Here is an 18,544-nt window from a genome sequence, read left to right on the forward strand (position 1 = left end):
AAAAGTGAACTTGCAGTGTTTCCGTGGTTTCGACAAGCTCAACCACCGCACGACGTAATGCGGAGATTCCGAAATAAATTCGGAATGACAACAGGAAGACTGATACGATTTATCAGCGAGAATCAGCGTTAATTTACGCGCCTCGCCCAGCAAAAATGTTCGTAAGCTGCCTAGCATAGCTTAAAGCCCGATACGCGAGGTGGTGCGCAATCTGCAAGTTGACACGACTCCCCCAAAGTTGCTCGCGGTGCGCGAGCGACAAAACTGGATCTCGACCTTGCCGCCGTGCTTGTCGCGGCGAGGTCGAAGCCCCTGTAAGTGCCCCCACCAAAGCAACAGTTTTTCGAAGAAAAACTGTTGGGGAGCGGTAAAACTGATTTTAAAGAATACAAGTCAACCTTTCCGCTCCCGTTACCGCTCCCGTTAGTTTCCTTAAAAAGTTTGATATTTCCAGCAAAAAAACGATAGTTATATCACTATTCATCTTTAGAATTCAAGAGAAAGCACGGGCGGGGATTCTGCCTGAATCTAAAAAAAAGTGAGGAATTTTATGAAAAAAAGCAAAATCGCTTTGCTTGCGTCTGTAGCCCTTTTGTCTGCTGGGACTGCGATTTCGCAGGGAAAGCCATCTGCCTACACGGATGCGGATTTGGTTTGGAAAGAAGATTTCAACGGAAAAAAACTAAACAAAAAAGACTGGAATTACGAGTTCCACGCACCTGGTTGGGTAAATGCCGAATTGCAGAGTTACGATGATTCAAAAAAGAACACGTACCTAAAAGACGGATGCCTTGTAATTCAGGCTATAAAAAGTGAAAAAAAAGACGGCACTGTTGAATACACTTCTGGCCGAATCAACACGCAGGGAAAACATGCGTTCACTTACGGTCGTTTTGAGGCACGTCTCCGCGTTCCAAAGGGAAAAGGCTTCTTGCCGGCTTTCTGGATGATGCCTGACGACGAAAGCTATTACGGTCAGTGGCCAAAGTGTGGCGAAATTGACATTATGGAAGTCCTCGGAGATGACATTTCAAAACTCTACGGAACGATTCACTTTGGTGAGCCGCATGGAATGGTTCAGGGAACTCACACGCTTTCAAACGGAAATTTCTCTGATGAATTCCACGTGTTCGCTGTTGAATGGGAACCTGGCGAAATCCGTTGGTATTGTGACGGCGTAAATTACAAGACCGCAAATGATTGGTTCACAAAACGACAGGGATTTGGCGAGCAGACCTATCCGGCTCCGTTCGACCAGCCATTCTACGTTATTTTGAACGTTGCAGTCGGCGGTTCATGGGTTGGATATCCTGACGAAACCACAAACTTTGACCCTGCCAAAGACGACGCAAAAATGTACGTAGACTACGTAAAAGTCTATCAGAAAAAATCATACAACGAGGACGTAGAAAAACCTGCCCGCGCGCCTGTAGTTGCTCAGACAGATTTGAGCGGAAACATGATTTCAAACCGAAAGGCGGCTTATGAATTCCTTACAGCCGGTGGCGGTGTTGGCTCGGTAAACAGTGACGGAAGCAAGCACGTGATTACCACAGAGAACGAAGGTTCGCTTGAATATTCGATTCAGTACGTTCAGCCACATGTGGCACTGAACAAAGGATACAGATACCGATATTCTTTCGATGCCTATGCAGATTCTGAGCGCACGATGATTACTGGAATCACGGCTCCGAACAACAGCTACGAACGTCGGTTCGGTGACGTAAAAGTAAAACTCGGAACGGCTTTAAAACACTACTCGTATGAGTTCAACATGATTGCCGATTCAGATTCTGAATGCCGACTTGAATACAACTGCGGTGCGCAAGGTTCAAAAGCTGCTATTCACATCGAAAATATTCGTCTTGAAAAAATCGGTGAAGTTGACCTTTCGAACGGAAAAAGTTGCTTGCCTGACGGAAACTACATTCTTAACGGCCAGTTCCAGGAAGGCAAAGGCCGTCTCGGAAGCTGGAAAATCGAAAACAAAGCCGGTGCGGAAGTTAGCGTAACTCAGGACAGGGCGAGAATGCTCAAAGTCGTTTCTCCAAAAAAAACTGCGGCTGACGGCGTTGTTGTAAAACAGACCGGCTTGAAGCTTGAAGGCGGAAAAGCATACATCGTAAAATTTGATGCGTTCGCTTCAAAAACTACGAAACTCACGGCACGTTTTGCAGGAATTACAAAAACTGAGCGCGTCATTGCAAATCCTCCTGTTCAGAACAAGCGCGATTCTAACGCAAAAACCGTAAAACCGAGTCATTTTGAGTGGATTTACGCTCCAGAAAAAGACACTCAAATTGATTTTGAGCTTCTTTTGGGAACTGACGGAGCTACGCTCTGGATTGACAACGTTTACGTAAAAGAAAATTGCGTAGTCGTAAACGGTGATTTTGGTCAGGACATGACTGGCTGGGAACTTTACGCACATCAGAACGCAAATGCGGGCGTTGAGATTACGACTGGTGCGAACGGAAAACAGGCAGAAGTGACAATTGACAAGACTGGAAACTTGGACTGGATGATTCAGCTCAAGCAGAACGGCTGTCTCCTTGAAAAAGGCAAATTGTACAAAATCAGCCTAAAAGCCAAATGTGACACTGAGCGAATGATTATGCTCGCTTTGCAGCGCGACGGTTCAAAGGATGATAACTGGGATCCTTATTCTAACAATCTAAAGTTCAAAGTGGGGCCAGAACTCAAAGATTACAGCTGGCAGTTCCAGATGGGTAAAGAAACCGACCCGAACGTTATCTTTACGATTTCGATGGGGGCAGTTTCTGACAAAATCATCAACACAACACATCACGTCTACATTGACTCGATTGTGGTTGAAGAAGTCCAGCGGGATGAGAAAAAATAAGTTGTCATTCCTAACTTGATTCGGAATCTATAAAAAAAGAGGTTCCCTGAAATAAATTCAGCATGACACTTCTTTAAGATTCGATACATAGAAAACAAAAAATATAAGGACGGAATTATCCAATAATTTCAGAATGTCATTTTACAAAAACGGGCTTGGCATAAATTGAATGTTTGGATAATTCCGCCTTTTTTTATGCAAGGGGATTTTATGAAAAAATTTGGGGACTTTTGATTTTGACTCCAATGTTGTTCATTGGCACTTCGTGCGGAAGTCATTCTGCCGGAGTTGAAGACGAGATAGATGAACCGTTTGGGGAATCTGGAAAATCGTCTGGTATGACAAGTCTTGAATTTGCAAAGAGACTTTCAATCGGCTGGAATCTTGGAAACACGCTCGACGCTCACTATTCCTCTGCCGGAAAAACGAACAAAGGGCTTTCGACCGAGACTTGCTGGGGAATGCCAGAAACGACCGAGGCGATGATTAAAGCTGTTGCGAAGAAAGGCTTCAAGACAATCCGAATTCCGGTAAGCTGGCACAACCACATTACAGATGAGAATTACACAATTGATTCTCAATGGATGGCACGAGTAAAGACTGTAGTTGACTGGGCACTCAATGATGGGATGAAGGTGATAATAAACATTCACCATGATAATCTTACCGAAGCTGAAAGGTCCACGTCATACGGATTCTGTATTCCAACAAGTTCTAATTCATCATTAAAACAAACTTCTAAGAATTACATAAAAGCTATTTGGCGGCAAGTTGCAACGAATTTCAAAGATTATGATGAAAATCTTATTTTTGAAGTTCTTAATGAACCTCGCTGCATTGGAACTGCTTACGAATGGAACACAGGAAGCTACACGAACGAAGTAAAAGCTGCGAACAAAATAATTATGGAATACGAAAAACTTGCCCTTGAAACAATTCGTTCAACTGGTGGCAAGAATGCAAGCCGATACATTATGATTCCGCCTTATGCGGCTAGTCCTAATATGACCGATGGCTGGTCATTGCCAGAAGACAGCGTAAGTGGAAAATTGATAGTTTCTGTGCACGCTTATACACCGTATGAGTTCTGCATGGGCGATGATAATAGTTTTTCTGATTCTCATAAAAGTTCTATAGTTTGGCTTTTTTCTACTCTAAAAACCGCTTATCTCTCAAAAAATATCCCTGTTGTTATTGGAGAAGCTAGTGCAAGTGACAAGGGAAATACTCAAGAGCGTGTTAAGTGGGCTACCTATTATTTTAATCAGGCAAAATCTGCTGGAGTTCCTGTCGTACTTTGGGATAATATGGTGTGTTCTACGCAAAGCGGTGGCACTGGTACTGATAAAGCTGAATGTCATGGATATTTCAAAAGGTCAGATTGTACATGGTATTTTCCTACGATAATCAACGAAATGATTAAAGGGAAACTCTAAAAACTCTGTTAGTTTTCCTAGGTGCCCATCGTCCAGCCTTTCGCTGAACGTGATTTTAAAGTTATCTTATAGAAACTAACTTTCCATAAAAAAAGGCAGCCTTGCGGGAACAAAAGTCCTGCTTGGCTGCCGCCCTAAAGTCTATTTTTGATATTCATCCATGAGTTTTTTGAGATACTCACGGTCATTAGTTGCTTTTTGAACGTCTTCATTGCGTCCCATTGCATAAAGCTTAGAAAACAATGCAAGAATCTTATCCGTCGCAGATTTTTCACCACTTGCAAAGCCTTCACTGCGACCTAAAGAGAATCCTTCGCTACGACCTTCCTGTTTTATTGCTTGAATTACATCGCACATTTTTACACCTCCTGTAGTTTTCTTTGCTGTGGTCAAAACCTTTTCTTCTATGTCTCTGAATGAATTATCGCCCGACATTACTCGAAAAAGCTCCAAGATTTCCTCGATGTGCCTTATCTGATTCTGCGAGCCTTCGTACCGAACGTGAAGCCTCTTGGCGCGGAGATATTCCACGACCTCGTGAAAGTCGCTCCTGAACATCGAAATCTGCTCGTCAGTTAGCCAAGCCAGCTCGAAAAGGTTTATCTCGTAGTCCTTTACGAATGGTGCAAGTTTTTCGTTTATCGAAAGTCGCTTTTTTAACGATCTCGAGACATTCCAGTGATGCTCTGTTCCGAAATAGAGCACCATCGTTACTACGGGATATCTTTCAGTCTGTTTCTTCGCTGAAAGCTGAGCTCTGTAGGCGGCTCCGTCATATCCGATTACGCGCAGTGCCATATCCCTTTCAGGTATGGTTTGATTCTCCATGCCACAAAAACCGATTCTCAGGCATTCATTGTTCTGCCAGTATTTCGCAACGTCGCGCTCCTGACTTCGAACATCCCCGTCCATCTTGTACATCGAGAATGGCTGTGCGTCCGTCAATTCGTTTTCGCTTATGACTTGTTCGCCGTTAAAAAGCAAGACATTCACTATATCTGCAAAAACATCGTTGTAGGATTTCAGTGTTTTTTGAATTGCGTCCTTTGCTCCCATAAATTAAATATATGCTCTTTGAGTGCGGAAGTCCATAAAAAAAGGCAGTCTTGCAAAGTAAAATCTTGCAGACTGCCTTTTTTATAAACTTCGAATGAATGCTATTCTTTTACGGCACCAACAGCAACGCCGCTAATAATGCTTCTTGAAAGGAAAAGATACACAATCATCAGCGGAATAATCGCTATACAGATAATCATATAAACCTGTCCCATGTCGAACTTCTGGTAGTCGGCACTGCGGAGCTGGGCAATCAAAATCGGGATTGTCTTTTTTGCCTTGCTGTTAATGACCAAAGCAGGAACGAAGTAGTTGTTCCATGAGCTTACGAAAGCGAAAATCGCCTGGACAGCTATGGCTGGCTTCATCATCGGCAATACAATTGTGTTAAAAATCTTGAATTCGTTGCAACCGTCTATGCGGGCAGCTTCCACAATGGAGTAGGGGAGCATTGCCTGCATCGCCTGATACATATAGAAGAATACGACCGGGGCGGCTATTGCAGGAATATAAAGAGCTGCAAGAGTGTCAATCATCTTGAGTTTTGTAAGCAAACTCAAAAAACCGAGCGTTGAACACTGTGTTGGAATCATCATGATCATCATAATCAATTTGAAAGCTGCGCTCTTGAGCTTAAAATTGTACATGTAAATTCCGTAGGCGGTCATTGCAGAGAAATATGTTGTAAGAAGTGCCGCCATTACAGAAACGTATACACTGTTCATAAGTGCTTTGAGCACCGGCATGTTTGGGTTTGAAAGCAATTTAACAAGATTTGAACCAAAAGAAATTCCTGGAAATGGTGAAAATCCTTTTTGAATTTGCGCATGGCTCCGTGTCGCATTGATTATGAGCACAAAAAATGGCAAAAGCGACAGTACTGTTAGGACAATGAGCACAAAGTACGCAATGTTTCTCCTTTGGGTTATCATTCTCATTTTTTACCTCCAATCATTCCCTTGTAACTTTTTGAGCCCATTCCCTTGTATTTGTTCATGGTCATTGAATAGACCGTAAAACTGAATACGCTTGTCAGCGCGAACGTTATTACCGAAACTGCACCGGCCATACCGTAGTTCTTGTTGGCAAGGTGTTTGTTCAAGTACATAATCAACGTCATGCTGGTACGGTTAGGGTTTCCTTCACCGTTTGTCAAAATCTGTGGTACGTCGAACATCTGGATTCCGCCGATAAGGCTCGTGATGAGAACGTAGATAAAAATCGGCATGAGCAACGGAAACGTAATCTTAAAGAATGTCTGGAGCGGATTTGCTCCGTCAATTCTTGCTGCCTCATAAATACTGGTGTCGATTCCCATGATTCCTGCCATAAGCAAAATAGTGGTATTTCCATACCACATAAGGAAGTTCATAGCAGCGATAAGTCCGCGGGTGCATTTTTCCATGCTCAAAAATCGGATGTTTTCATGTATGAATCCGAATTTGAGAAGGATGCTGTTTATAGGACCGTTGTCACTGAACAACGTAAAAAACAGCATTGCGAATGCTGATGCCATAATCAAGTTTGGCATGTAGATAACAGTTTTGAACAACTGTTTGCATTTTAAGCGCAACTCTGTGCTTGTAAACCAGATTGAAAGCAACAGTGCGATAAGAATCTGCGGAATAAAGCCCGCCATCCACAAAATAAAGGTGTTTCCGATGTAGCGAAGAATGTCGCTTCCGAATACAGCTTTAAAGTTTGCAAGACCTACGAAGCGTGGACCTATTGTTTGTAAGCCTATGCGGTAGTTTTCATACAAGCTGTTCGTGAATGTCGAAATCAGAGGAAGCAGGGAGAACACTGTAAACACAATGAAAAACGGTGCAATGAAAAAATATCCCCATTTATTAAAATCGACTTTCTTATTTTTTTTGACAGCTTTGTTTTCGTTATTGTTCATGGCAAGCCTCTCTGATTTGCTTAAGAAAATAGTGATTAATGCCCCCGAATCGTTTTCGGGGGCAAAATAGACTTGTTTGGAACTTTCGGTTGCCGAACAGGTCTATTAATCAGCGTTTTCTTAACTTGTTATTTTGTCAAGTTTGGATACATTTCAAGGATAGCTGTGTAGAAGTTTTCCCAAGCCTTGTCCAAAGAAACTTTGTTGTCAAAGTAATCTTTCATTGTTGCCTGGAGTTTTTCTGACATACCCTGATCGTACTGAGAGATTGCTGTCTTATCGATTGCCTTTGCCGAGTCAAGGAAGAACTTGATGTGGTTCTGTCCGTTGAGGAAAGGATTCTGATAATCGCTTGCTGCAATGCGCTCCATTGCAGGAATGTTGTTTGTAAAGTCTCCAGAATTCTTTGCAATGTCAGTCATTACGTCTGCATCACAAGTAAGAGTCTTGAGAATGTCTTTGATGAGCCCGATGTTGTCTGAGCCTTTTGCACCACAAATCCATGTTCCGCCCCATGCGAATGACTGAGGACCTTTGCAGAATGCCCAGTCGCCGTATGAACCGTTACCGATTTCTTTTGGTGCGTCCTGGTTGTCAAGAGAAGCAGGAGCCATACAGAAGTCAATGAACCATGCAGGTCCGAAGTATCCGAATACTTTACCTTTTGCGCCCATTCCCTGTGAGCTTTCTGGTGACCACAATGAAGCTTTGTTGTTGTATCCGAGATCTGTGTATTCTTTTGTCTGAGCAATCCATTTGTTGATCTGCTCATCAATCTGAATCTTGTTGCCTACTACCCAAGGAGTCTTCATGTTGTCACTGAATGCGCGGAATGCGTCATCATATCCTGAGAGCATGAAGTAGCCCTTTTCTTTTGCCTGAGCCGCAACGTCATTGAATTTGTTCCAGTCAGAAAGAAGTTCTCCTACCTGCTCTGGATCGTCTGTTCCAAGAACGTCTTTTGCGATTGAGCGTCTGTAAATGAATCCGCCCGGACAAGCCTGCCAGCTCAAGCCTTTCAAGTTGCCGTTGCTGTCGGTCATAATGTCCTGAGTGTATTTGTACTGATCTTTGATGTCCTCTTTTGTAAGACCGATGTCTTTGAGTACATCGAGAGTGAATTCTGAATTTACGTATTTGAGAGCGTAGTCAGCTTCTACAAGGAAAATGTCTACTTTTTCATTGTCAGAAGCGTTGTCTTGGTTCAGGAGGGCTTCATCAAGTTTCTTCTGATAAGCGCTGTCCTGTGAAGGTGTGATAAGCCAGTTTACGGTTACGTCTGCTGGCAATTTTGATTTGTAATAAGTGTTGAATCGTCCCTGGAATTCTTCGTTCCAAGCATAGATGTTCAAAACTTTTCCCTCGGCGCTCTTCGGAGCGCTTGCGCTTGTGGCAGCCTGCTCTGCGGAATTGTTCGAAACTGTTTCTGCTTCTGCTGAAGGTTTCTTCTCATTGCAGCCAGTCAAAGTAGCTAACATTGTAGCTCCTGCCAAAATTGGAATAAACTTTTTCATTTTTTCCTCCTAACAATTTATTTATTATAACTATAATAATACAACGTTGTAGCACAACTGTACACTAAAAAAGATACTTTTTTCTTTTTGTTAAAAAAGTAGTAAGTCTGTAAAATACCTAAAAAATAATACAAAAAAAAGAAAAAATAGTAAAAATACATACTTTTTGTTTTGTAAATTTTTCAAAACGGTGTAGTCTAAAAGTTGAGAGCATGGTAAAAATTTAAAATACTTGTTTTTAGATATGCCTGCGGTTTTTAAGTTCGGAAAATAGCAGAACTTAAAATTTCACGTTTTCAAAGTTTGGCTACAAAATTGAAGTTTTTAGAGTCAACTTTGAATTTTTAATTCGACTTTGACAAAGGTTTATGCGATATGGGAATAAAAGACGAACTTACAAAGACTGAATTTAAGAATCGAGAATATTTGATTAATCATATTCCGTATGACCGTGAGATGGCTTTTTTTCAGAGCATAAAAAATGGTGATATGGAAGAGATGCAGCGTTTGTTCATGCCGCTCAACGTTAAGGGCTTTGGCAAACTGAGCGAGAATCCTCTTCGCAATCTAAAATATCATCTGATAATTACAGTGGCAATGATTACTCGTTATGTAATCGAAGCTGGTCTTGAGATGGAAGCCGCATATAATTTGAGCGACATTTATATTCGAAAGATTGATACTTGCGGCGACGAAGACAGCGTTCGGATGATTCATAAGGAACTTTGCGAGGCGTATGTTAAGCGTATGCAGCAGCAGAAAAAACAGCGTCTGTATTCAAAACCTGTAACTCAATGTATTGATTATATTTACGATAATCTTCACGAAAAAATCTCGTTGGACGACCTTGCGAATATTGCCGGGCTTAGCACTTCGTATATTTCAAAGCTTTTTCACAGCGAGGTGGGAATTACGATTGCCCAATACATTCAGAACAAAAAAATCGAAGTTGCAAGGAATTTGCTCATGTTCACGGAATACAGCACTTCTGACATAGCGAATTATTTGCAGTTCAGTTCGGAAAGCTATTTTATTGCCGTGTTCAAGAAAACCTGCGGAATCACGCCTAAAAAATTCAGGACTTTGCACTACCGCACGAATTTTACGAGCATGATTGAAAATAAAAATAGTTTTTTGGGTGAGAAAGTTCGTTTTGCGATTATTTTGTTACAAAAAACAAAAAATTGATATGGTATAGCATTTGCCCCTCCTAAAATACTACGAAAAGTGTGTGCTTTTTGAATTCTAATTTGGACTTTTCCGTTCAATAAATTTTGTGAATGAAATCTCGATTGAAATAATTAGGAGAAAAATATGGAATATGGTTTTTTTGATGATGAGAATCGTGAATATGTTATTACTCGTCCAGACACACCAGCACCTTGGGCAAATTATTTAGGCTCTCCAGAATACGGTGCGCTTATTTCGAACAATGCCGGCGGATATAGCTTTGCAAAGTCTGGCGCGGCTGGAAGAATCCTTCGTTATGTTTTTAATGCGGACGATAAACCTGGAAGATACATTTATATTCGTGACAACGAAAATGGCGATTATTGGTCTGCGTCGTGGCAGCCGGTGGGAAAGGACCTTTCTTTGTACAAAAGCGAATGCCGTCACGGAACTGCGTACACAAAAATGAAAGCTGAGTATGCAGGAATTGCGAGCGAGGCTCTTTATTATGTTCCGCTTGATGCCGAACACGAAGTTTGGGCGCTTACTGTCGCAAACAAAACTGATAAAAAAAGAAGCCTTACGCTTACAGGCTACGCAGAATTCACAAATAATCCTCATTACGAGCAGGATCAGGTGAATCTGCAGTATTCACTTTTTATAGGACGAACGTATTTTGAGAAAAATCGCGTTATGCAGCAGGTTCACGGAAATCTTGCCGACGTGGAAAAAGACAAGCCTGTTGACAACAAAATCGTAACGGAGCGATTCTTTGCCCTTGCTGGTGCCGAAGTTTCTTCTTACTGCGGCGACAAGGAAGCTTTCTTGGGGGCTTACCACGGCTACGGAAATCCTGTTGGAGTAGAAAAAGGCAATCTTGGAAACGAGCTTTCCTACAATGAAAATAGTTGTGGCGCGCTTTCTTGCACAGTGGAGCTTGCCCCTGGCGAAGAAAAAACTGTGGCTTTCATCGTTGGCATGAAGTATTCCGATGAAGCTGAGAAGATTGTTGCTCGCTACGGTGACGTTTCCGCAGTATGCAAAAAAGAGCTTTGCGCGCTCAAAGAATGGTGGCACAGCCGACTTGAACGCTTTACGGTAAACACTCCGAGCAAAGAATTCAACACGATGATAAACACTTGGAATGCCTATAACTGCTTTATGACATTCATTTGGTCTCGTGCGGCTTCGTTTATTTATTGCGGACTCCGAAACGGTTACGGTTACCGCGACACAGTTCAGGATATTCAGGGAATCATTCACTTGGCACCGGAAATGGCTGTGGAAAAAATCCGGTTCATGCTTTCGGCGCAGGTTGATAACGGTGGCGGTCTTCCGCTCGTAAAATTCACTCACAATGCCGGACACGAGGACACTCCTGACGATGCAAGTTACGTAAAAGAAACCGGTCACCCGGCATATCGCGCTGACGATGCTTTGTGGCTTTTCCCAACGGTTTACAAGTATATTTCTGAGAGCGGAAATCTTTCGTTCATTGATGAGGAAATTCCGTTTGCCAACAAGGGAAGCGCGACTGTTTACGAGCATTTGAAGCGTGCGATTCAGTTCTCAATGGAGCGGCTTGGCCCTCACGGTCTTCCTGCAGGGCTTTATGCTGACTGGAACGACTGCTTGCGATTGGGAAAAAATGGCGAGTCAACTTTTGTCGCATTCCAGTATTACTATGCGATGACGATTATCCGTCATTTTGCGGAATACAAAAAAGACAGCGAGTACATTGAGTTTATTAACAAAAAGCAGGCTGAGTTAAAGAATCTTCTTACAAACCTTTGCTGGAACGAAGACAGATTTATTCGTGGTTTTACGGAAAAAGGGGAGACAATCGGGCTTAGGACTGCACCTGAAGCCAACATGTGGTTGAATCCTCAAAGCTGGTCTGTAATTTCGGGGCTTGCCTCAAAAGAGCAGGCTGAAAAAGCTCTTGAAAGCGTTTCTCGCGAGTTGAATACCGAATACGGTGCAGTTCTTATGAATCCTCCGTATCATAGCCATGCCTTTGAAGGTGCGCTTGCGGTTATTTACAATGCCGGCGTAAAAGAAAATGCGGGAATCTTCTCTCAGTCACAAGGCTGGATTATTCTTGCTGAATCTCTTGCCGGACACGGCGAGAGTGCCTTCAAGTATTTTATCGAGAACTCTCCGGCGGCTCAGAACGACCGTGCGGACATTAGAAAACTCGAACCGTATTGTTACGGCCAGTTTACGGAAGGAAAAGCTAGCCCTCACTTTGGACGAAGCCATGTTCATTGGCTTACGGGAACAGCCTCTACCGTTATGGTTGGCTGCGTGGAAGGAATTTTGGGAATGCGTCCTGATTTTGCGGGACTTCGCATTGCGCCGTCTGTTCCAAAATCATGGAAAGAATTTTCTATTGAAAAGACTTTCCGCGGAAAAAAACTTTCGATTCGTGTTGAAAACCCGAACGGAAAAGAAAGCGGTTTTACGGAACTTTTCGTAAACGGCACCCGCATGAACGACAACTACGTTCCTGAAAACCTGATGACAGAAAAAACGGACATCAAATTAGTGATGTAAAAGGAAACGCTACAAGTTGACTTTGAGAATTCAAATTTACTTGTGCGTTTGCGCTCTGGTGAGCGGGCTTGCATGAGTTTCAAAGTCACCGCGACAAGCACTGCGGTGACTTTGAGGTTTAGTTTTATTGCTCGCGCGCCGCTCGCAATTTTTTGTGAAACGCCGCAACGGACGACCATCAGATTTTTACATCTGTAAGTTTGCAACTCGTGGTATAATTTCTTATGAGTCAAATTACCGAGCATTTGTTTTTGTTAAAAGATGAAAAATACCGCGACTTTATGGCGTTGCTGATTCCAAACGTTGAGGCTGACCGCGTTATTGGAATTAGGACGCCAGCCTTGCGTTCGTATGCAAAAGAACTTTGCGCTCCAGAGAACGAGTTTTTACGGACTGAATTTTTAAAAGACTTGCCGCACAAATATTTTGAAGAAAATCAACTTCATGCTTTTATAATCTCTCTTCAAAAAAATTTTGACTTTTGCATTTCGCTCCTGGAAAACTTCTTGCCCTTCGTTGAAAGTTGGGCTACCACCGATCAAATGTCGCCAAAAATCTTCAAAAAACATCATTCTGAACTTTTGCCTTATATTGAAAAATGGATTTGCTCCAAAAAAACTTACACAGTTCGTTACGCAATTCTTCTTTTGATGCAGCATTTTTTGGACGAGGATTTTGACAAAAAATATCTTGAAAAAGTCGCCGCGGTGCGCTCAGACGAATATTACGTAAATATGATGATTGCCTGGTATTTTGCCACGGCACTTGCCAAACAGTACGATTCGGCTCTGCCGTACATTCAAAAAAAAAGCCTTGAAGGCTGGACGCACAACAAGGCGATTCAAAAAGCAATCGAAAGTTTTCGCGTTTCAAAAGAACACAAAGATTATTTGCGGACTCTAAAAATAAAACTTCCTAAAAAATGTTCAAATTGACTTTTTAGGTGAACTTTTAGCTCCTGATTGCTACGGCTTTTGCGGTGTCAAAGGCGTTTTTCATGCTGACGGAAAAAAGAACCGGAAAGAGCGTAAGATACATTCTGAGCGACGTTTTTCCGTGTCGGCCTTTCCATGCGTAAACTGCCTGATTCCAGACGTGGAAAATCATCGGGATAAAGCAGAGTATCAACGCAAAAATGTGCGAGATCGTATTTTTGTCTTTTAGATGAAATATTCTCCGGATTGCGCTTTCGATTTTTCCGATGCCTTCACGGAGTTCAAGCGACGTTGAAGTTTTAAAAATAATCGATGAAGTTTGAAGAACGCAAAGCAGTTTTAAAAGCATTAAAGCTGTCGCTGTGTTTTTAAGACAAGTTTGGAACGAGGTGTGCAAAACTTGAATCAAATTCTGCGCATTGTTTTCGTCAAAAAATTCGCTTGCCGCAGTCGCAAAAAAATTAACTGAGTACAAGAGAAGTCCAAAGTAAAGCACTAGTTTTAAATCAGAAATCTGCTCGCGGAGAGTGAATTTTATGCTGAACGATAAAATCATTTGCGCAAAAAACAGCGTGAGCGAAATGTAATACGGTGCGTTAAAAAAAAACACGCTGAGAATCGGGATAATCAGAATCTTTATCCAGGCGGGCATTTTATGAACGAACGAATTGCCCGCTTTGTAGGTAAAAGATGAATATTTTTGAATCATTTCAAAATAATCCTATTTTGAATCTTTTTCGTAAAGATATTGTGCAAGAATCGGGCGGACTTTTAATGCGACAGGAATTGCGACGATGATTTTTAAAATATCACCCGGAATGTACGGGAGTACGGCAGCGCCCATTGTGTAGGCGAGGGCTGTTTTTTCGGCTGGAATTTTTCCGTTTGCAGTTGCCCAATGCGCAAACCAAGGAATTGCAGGAATGTAAAGAATCGCCATTCCTAAAATCATTGCAAGGCTTACCCGAATCACGACTTTTTTAGAAAGTTTTTTTTCTGTTACGGAAGGTTTTCCCGCAATAAATCCCGCGATGAACGCCGCGACAACATAGCCAATGTAAAATCCGCCAGTTGGTCCGAGCACAAATGCGAATCCGCCAGTTCCGCCCGCAAAAACTGGAAGCCCGATTAAGCCCGCGAGAAAGAAAATCAGAGTCGGCATTCCGCCAAAAATTCCTCCGAGAATCACTGCGGTAAGAATGCACATTGCGTTCTGAATTACGATTGGAACGAGTCCGAGCGGAATTTTAATGATTCCGCCAATGCAGATGAGTGCGGTAAATAATGCGATAAAAGTTGTTCGCAAAGCTGTTTTATTCATTTTGTATTCCCCTGTATTTTTTTGGAACCTCGAAAACTCTGTTATTTTTCCGAAGTTCCCTTTTATTGATTTTATATTTCTCGCCCAAGTTTTAAAAGCAATTCCTTGTCGTCTTTTGTCGTAGTGCCGCAAGTTGTAAGCATATCTCCCGTTATTGAAGCGCTCGCCCCCGAATTAAAAGCCTTTTCCCCTGAATTTGAAAGAAGCTTTCTTCCTGCCGCAAGCCTTATGTTTGCTTCAGGGTTTATAAAACGGAACATTGCGACTGTACGCAAAATTTCGTCTTCGGTCAGCGGAACGATGTTTTCGTAAGGCGTTCCCGGAATTGCCATGAGCGCATTCAGCGGAATGGATTTGATTCCAAGTTCGCTCAGCGAAAGAGCCATGTCGATTCGGTCTTCAAAAGTTTCGCCCATGCCGATAATTCCGCCCGAACAGACGTTAAGACCAGCTTTTTGTGCCATTTTGATTGTTTCGATTTTCATTTCGTAAGTATGGCTCGTGCAGATGTTCGGAAAATTTCTTTTTGAAGTCTCAATGTTGTGATGATAGCTCGTAACCCCGGCTTCTACGAGTTTTTCAAGTTGTTCTTGAGTTAAAAATCCCATTGAAGCACAAAGCTTTATTTTTAGTTCGCTGTGCATTTTTTTGAATGCCGAGATTGCCTTTTCAAAATCTTCCCCGGCAACGGAGCGCCCCGCACAGACGATTCCAAAGCGATGAACGCCCGCGTCTGCATTTTTCTTTGCGGCCTTAAAAATCGTGTCTTCATTCAAAAAGCCGTGAACGTCGCAGCCTGTGTTGTTGTGTGCGCTCTGCGCGCAGAATTTGCAGTTTTCTCCGCAGTGACCGCCCCTGCCGTTTATAATCGAGCAAAGGTCAACGTGATTTCCTGAAAAATGCTTTCGGATTAAGTCTGCCCCGGAGCAAAGCTCGTTAAGGTCGCAATCCTTAAAAAAAGACAAATCGTCGTTTCTGGAAAGTCTTTTTCCCGACTCGATGATTTCTTGTGCAAGATAAAAAATATCTGTCCGTTTTTTTGATTCTGTTTCTTTCATGCAAAGAATGTTAAAGAAAATAATATATATTGTAAACTAGTTTTAAATAAAATAAGTTTACAATTGAAAAATTTGCTTTGATGAATAAAAGTAGTATTTATAGAAGAAAATCGATTTTTTATTATAAAAAATCCGTGATATACTAAAAAAAATGGAGAAAATTATGCCTAGAGCGAGATGTAAAGATGATTTGATGAAATTTTCCGAAGAAAATTATTCAAAATTGATGGAAATGATTTCTGCAATGACTGAAAAGCAGCTTTCAACACCGTTTGATTTTTCTGACGACACGAGCAAAAAAGAAGCGCACTGGTCGCGTGACAAGAACGTGCGCGACGTTCTCGTGCATTTGTACGAGTGGCATTTGTTGTTTTTGAAATTTATCGAAAATAATTCAAAAGTCACTGATTCAAAATCTGCCGTGGCTTTCTTGCCGTCGGAATATTCGTGGAAAACTTACGGTGCGATGAACATGGTCTTCTGGAAGAAGCATCAGAATACGAGCCTTGAAACGGCAAAAGACCAACTTGCCGAGACTCATAAAAAAGTGCTCGCGCTTGCCGAAAAATATACGAATGAAGAGCTTTTTACCAAAAAATATTTTCCGTGGACCGGCACGACGGATTTGGGCGCGTATTTTGTTAGCGCAACTTCGAGCCACTATGATTGGGCGATAAAAAAAATCAAGGCACACTGCAAGAAAATAGGGTAAATCAGCTTTTGAACTTCAAATGCAAACAAAAGTAGCAAAAACGCAACTATGCAGTTATGTTAATATCGTTGCAGCCCACCTAAAGTTTGACATCATTCTCCGCCCTATATAAAATGTTCTCATGAAAATCGCAGCTACTTATGAAAAAGAGACTGGAAATGTGTTCCAGCATTTTGGAAAAACTCAGTTTTTTAAGATTTATGAAATTGAAGACGGAAAAATTGTTTCCTCGGAAGTAATTGATAACGGAGGAAACGGCCATCATGCGCTTCCGCCGTATTTAAAGAGTCTTGGAGTTGAGACTTTGATTCTCGGAAACCGCGGACAGGGTGCCATTGATGCAATTGCGGCAGCCGGACTCAAAGAAATTCCTGGAATTACAGGCTCTGCCGACGAGGCCGCCGCTCTTTTTGCCAAAGGCGAGCTTAAAGGTAATTTTGATGCAAAGTGCGACCATCACCACGGCGAGCACCACGAGCATTAATTGAAGGAAAAAATTGGCTTCGTCAAAAGAATATCTTTCATACATTCTTGATCAGCTTTCTCTTTTGGATGGAATCACTCATCGCGCAATGATGGGTGAATTCATTTTATATAAAGACGGAAAGATTTTCGGCGGAATTTACGATGACCGATTCCTTGTTAAGCCGACAAAATCCGCAATGGAAAAAATGCCCAAGGCTCCGCATGAATTGCCTTACGAGGGTGCAAAAGAAATGCTTTTGGTAGAAGATGTTGATAAGTGCGAATTTTTACGGGATTTGGTAACGGCGATGTGCGAAGAACTTCCTGAGCCGATTGTAAGGGGAAAGTTGTTGAAGACGAAGTTCTTTACATGAAAGATTTGTAGGAAAATATTGGGAAAAAGACGGCAGAAGTTTCAAGAAGCCTATGGATAAAGTCGTCAACTATGCAATATAATGTAGTTAGGCTGTTTTCAGTCATGGCATTTTTCCGTTGTTTTTTTTTGTGGTGATTCAAAAGTTACAGAGAATGCCTTTTTTTGTAAACTCACCTAAAACTCGAAATTCGACCTGATAGTAAAAATTAACTTCTTCATTGGAGAATACTTCTATGGCATTTTTTGCTGAAAAAATCAAATTTTTTGTGTTTTGCCTAATTGTAAGTTTTTTTTCTATTACTTCTTCTTGTAATGCAAAAACAAAATCAGTTTTAAAGCCGTATCCGACCGCTGTCGGTGATATAGTTTTCAGCGATGGAAGTGCAGTTTCATGGAGTAAAAACTTGAATCTTACAGACGAGCAGAAAAAGAATGCCGTCGCCGTAATATTCTACGCTGGGAAAAAAGGTGATTTACTGGGCGAAAGATTGCTTGGAGTTGGACTGCATGTTACTTCTGAAGCATTGAAATGGGCTCCTAAGGACACCACGGGCTTTTTGACTTCATTTGATGAAACAAAATGTGATTTTTCCATAGCGGGACCACTGACTGAAAATGACTATCAATATAGAAACAAAAATGGAAAAATTTATATTTCCGGGGATTTAGACGGCAGAGATAACTGGAACGCAATATGCAAAACTGATTCTGCCGCTTTGAATAATTGTTTAGAAAACTATCCGGCTTTTTCATGGGCTGGCAGTTACGGGCTGAATCATTCCCTGAGTGGGAAATATGCAGACGGCTGGTTCCTTCCTTCCGTAGCGGAACTGCTTTCTTTGTACTCAAACATAAATATTGTCGATAAGGCCATTGTTTCTGCCGGAGGAAAAGGATTGTCCGATGTCATGATTTCATCATATTGGACTTCAAGTCAATTCGCCGGTAATAAAGGCTCAAACAAGGTGTTTCTTGTTCACTTTGAAAATGAATATAGTGTGAAAGGTCTTTTTAAATATGATGTATATTATGATTACAAAAGTGGGCTTAATAATGCCTGTGCTGTATATGATTTTACAGTTGATGATTAATTTAAAAAGTATAACAGTAAAGATGGCATAACACAGTTTTCAAATCCGACGACGGGCTTGATGACGGCATTTCCCGCAATAAAAAATA

General features: G+C 41.8%; 16 protein-coding genes. 9 read left to right on the forward strand and 7 right to left on the reverse strand.

Annotated elements, in window-relative coordinates; all coding sequences use genetic code 11:
* Positions 1 to 550 precede the first annotated feature (550 nt).
* Both JI65_RS09550 and JI65_RS09555 read left to right on the forward strand, forming a co-directional pair.
* Positions 551 to 2,863 carry a carbohydrate binding domain-containing protein gene (locus tag JI65_RS09550; protein WP_191015709.1) on the forward strand — a complete coding sequence of 771 codons (2,313 nt, stop codon included), beginning with the start codon at positions 551 to 553 and terminating at the stop codon, positions 2,861 to 2,863.
* 230 nt (positions 2,864 to 3,093) lie between these two features.
* Positions 3,094 to 4,299, forward strand: coding sequence for a glycoside hydrolase family 5 protein (locus JI65_RS09555; protein ID WP_191015712.1), 1,206 nt, complete (start codon positions 3,094 to 3,096; stop codon positions 4,297 to 4,299).
* Between the two features lie 141 nt (positions 4,300 to 4,440).
* On the opposite strand, the gene JI65_RS09560 is transcribed toward JI65_RS09555, so the two are convergent.
* The 4 genes from JI65_RS09560 to JI65_RS09575 all read right to left on the reverse strand — a co-directional run bounded on the left by JI65_RS09560 (position 4,441) and on the right by JI65_RS09575 (position 8,772).
* The gene (locus JI65_RS09560) at positions 4,441 to 5,355 is read right to left on the reverse strand and encodes an Rpn family recombination-promoting nuclease/putative transposase (protein WP_191015714.1); all 915 of its coding nucleotides are present in this window, start codon (positions 5,353 to 5,355) and stop codon (positions 4,441 to 4,443) included.
* A 101-nt stretch (positions 5,356 to 5,456) separates the two neighbouring features.
* On the reverse strand, positions 5,457 to 6,293 hold the full coding sequence (locus JI65_RS09565; RefSeq protein WP_197971932.1) for a carbohydrate ABC transporter permease: 837 nt from the start codon (positions 6,291 to 6,293) through the stop codon (positions 5,457 to 5,459).
* Positions 6,290 to 7,258 (reverse strand): carbohydrate ABC transporter permease, encoded by a 969-nt coding sequence (locus tag JI65_RS09570; protein ID WP_191015717.1) that lies wholly within the window; start codon positions 7,256 to 7,258, stop codon positions 6,290 to 6,292. Before JI65_RS09570 ends, JI65_RS09565 begins: the two co-directional genes overlap by 4 nt.
* Before the next feature lie 128 nt (positions 7,259 to 7,386).
* Entirely contained in the window at positions 7,387 to 8,772 is a 1,386-nt protein-coding gene (locus JI65_RS09575; protein ID WP_191015719.1) for a type 2 periplasmic-binding domain-containing protein, read from the reverse strand.
* Between the two features lie 375 nt (positions 8,773 to 9,147).
* Between JI65_RS09575 and JI65_RS09580 the strand changes: the two genes are divergently transcribed.
* The 3 genes from JI65_RS09580 (at position 9,148) to JI65_RS09590 (ending at position 13,433) form a co-directional block, all read left to right on the forward strand.
* A complete protein-coding gene (locus JI65_RS09580; RefSeq protein WP_191015722.1) occupies positions 9,148 to 9,960 on the forward strand; it encodes a helix-turn-helix domain-containing protein in 813 nt (270 codons plus the stop codon).
* A 126-nt stretch (positions 9,961 to 10,086) separates the two neighbouring features.
* Positions 10,087 to 12,498, forward strand: a complete 2,412-nt coding sequence (locus tag JI65_RS09585) for a glycoside hydrolase family 94 protein (RefSeq protein WP_191015725.1) — start codon at positions 10,087 to 10,089, stop codon at positions 12,496 to 12,498.
* Between the two features lie 224 nt (positions 12,499 to 12,722).
* Positions 12,723 to 13,433: a DNA alkylation repair protein gene (locus JI65_RS09590; RefSeq protein WP_191015728.1), complete on the forward strand. Its 711-nt coding sequence runs from the start codon at positions 12,723 to 12,725 to the stop codon at positions 13,431 to 13,433.
* Between the two features lie 16 nt (positions 13,434 to 13,449).
* Here JI65_RS09590 and JI65_RS09595 read toward each other — a convergent pair whose 3' ends face one another.
* The 3 genes from JI65_RS09595 to bioB form a co-directional block, all read right to left on the reverse strand.
* On the reverse strand, positions 13,450 to 14,142 hold the full coding sequence (locus tag JI65_RS09595; protein ID WP_191015730.1) for an energy-coupling factor transporter transmembrane component T family protein: 693 nt from the start codon (positions 14,140 to 14,142) through the stop codon (positions 13,450 to 13,452).
* Between the two features lie 12 nt (positions 14,143 to 14,154).
* Positions 14,155 to 14,754 (reverse strand): biotin transporter BioY, encoded by a 600-nt coding sequence (locus tag JI65_RS09600; RefSeq protein WP_191015733.1) that lies wholly within the window; start codon positions 14,752 to 14,754, stop codon positions 14,155 to 14,157.
* Positions 14,755 to 14,825: 71 nt separating this feature from the next.
* Positions 14,826 to 15,812 (reverse strand): biotin synthase BioB, encoded by a 987-nt coding sequence (gene bioB, locus JI65_RS09605; RefSeq protein WP_191015736.1) that lies wholly within the window; start codon positions 15,810 to 15,812, stop codon positions 14,826 to 14,828.
* A gap of 163 nt (positions 15,813 to 15,975) precedes the next feature.
* On the opposite strand from bioB, the gene JI65_RS09610 reads away from it, so the two are divergent.
* The 4 genes from JI65_RS09610 (at position 15,976) to JI65_RS09625 (ending at position 18,456) form a co-directional block, all read left to right on the forward strand.
* Positions 15,976 to 16,524, forward strand: a complete 549-nt coding sequence (locus JI65_RS09610; RefSeq protein WP_191015739.1) for a ClbS/DfsB family four-helix bundle protein — start codon at positions 15,976 to 15,978, stop codon at positions 16,522 to 16,524.
* A 121-nt stretch (positions 16,525 to 16,645) separates the two neighbouring features.
* Positions 16,646 to 17,008, forward strand: a complete 363-nt coding sequence (locus tag JI65_RS09615; protein ID WP_191015741.1) for a NifB/NifX family molybdenum-iron cluster-binding protein — start codon at positions 16,646 to 16,648, stop codon at positions 17,006 to 17,008.
* Between the two features lie 13 nt (positions 17,009 to 17,021).
* Positions 17,022 to 17,363, forward strand: a complete 342-nt coding sequence (locus tag JI65_RS09620) for a TfoX/Sxy family protein (protein ID WP_191015744.1) — start codon at positions 17,022 to 17,024, stop codon at positions 17,361 to 17,363.
* A gap of 235 nt (positions 17,364 to 17,598) precedes the next feature.
* Positions 17,599 to 18,456 (forward strand): Lcl C-terminal domain-containing protein, encoded by an 858-nt coding sequence (locus tag JI65_RS09625; protein ID WP_191015747.1) that lies wholly within the window; start codon positions 17,599 to 17,601, stop codon positions 18,454 to 18,456.
* Positions 18,457 to 18,544: the final 88 nt, after the last annotated feature.

This window comes from Treponema zioleckii (genome assembly GCF_014737315.1).
GTDB classification, from domain to species: Bacteria; Spirochaetota; Spirochaetia; order Treponematales; family Treponemataceae; genus Treponema_D; species Treponema_D zioleckii.

What these genes read in the sequence shown, in the direction of transcription:
- JI65_RS09600 (WP_191015733.1), bottom strand. Translation starts at nt 14,754, where the DNA reads ATGAATAAAACAGCTTTGCGAACAACTTTTATCGCATTATTTACCGCA.
- JI65_RS09550 (WP_191015709.1), top strand. Translation starts at nt 551, where the DNA reads ATGAAAAAAAGCAAAATCGCTTTGCTTGCGTCTGTAGCCCTTTTGTCT.
- JI65_RS09625 (WP_191015747.1), top strand. Translation starts at nt 17,599, where the DNA reads ATGGCATTTTTTGCTGAAAAAATCAAATTTTTTGTGTTTTGCCTAATT.
- bioB (WP_191015736.1), bottom strand. Translation starts at nt 15,812, where the DNA reads ATGAAAGAAACAGAATCAAAAAAACGGACAGATATTTTTTATCTTGCA.
- JI65_RS09565 (WP_197971932.1), bottom strand. Translation starts at nt 6,293, where the DNA reads ATGAGAATGATAACCCAAAGGAGAAACATTGCGTACTTTGTGCTCATT.
- JI65_RS09585 (WP_191015725.1), top strand. Translation starts at nt 10,087, where the DNA reads ATGGAATATGGTTTTTTTGATGATGAGAATCGTGAATATGTTATTACT.
- JI65_RS09560 (WP_191015714.1), bottom strand. Translation starts at nt 5,355, where the DNA reads ATGGGAGCAAAGGACGCAATTCAAAAAACACTGAAATCCTACAACGAT.
- JI65_RS09615 (WP_191015741.1), top strand. Translation starts at nt 16,646, where the DNA reads ATGAAAATCGCAGCTACTTATGAAAAAGAGACTGGAAATGTGTTCCAG.
- JI65_RS09590 (WP_191015728.1), top strand. Translation starts at nt 12,723, where the DNA reads ATGAGTCAAATTACCGAGCATTTGTTTTTGTTAAAAGATGAAAAATAC.
- JI65_RS09580 (WP_191015722.1), top strand. Translation starts at nt 9,148, where the DNA reads ATGGGAATAAAAGACGAACTTACAAAGACTGAATTTAAGAATCGAGAA.
- JI65_RS09570 (WP_191015717.1), bottom strand. Translation starts at nt 7,258, where the DNA reads ATGAACAATAACGAAAACAAAGCTGTCAAAAAAAATAAGAAAGTCGAT.
- JI65_RS09610 (WP_191015739.1), top strand. Translation starts at nt 15,976, where the DNA reads ATGCCTAGAGCGAGATGTAAAGATGATTTGATGAAATTTTCCGAAGAA.
- JI65_RS09575 (WP_191015719.1), bottom strand. Translation starts at nt 8,772, where the DNA reads ATGAAAAAGTTTATTCCAATTTTGGCAGGAGCTACAATGTTAGCTACT.
- JI65_RS09595 (WP_191015730.1), bottom strand. Translation starts at nt 14,142, where the DNA reads ATGATTCAAAAATATTCATCTTTTACCTACAAAGCGGGCAATTCGTTC.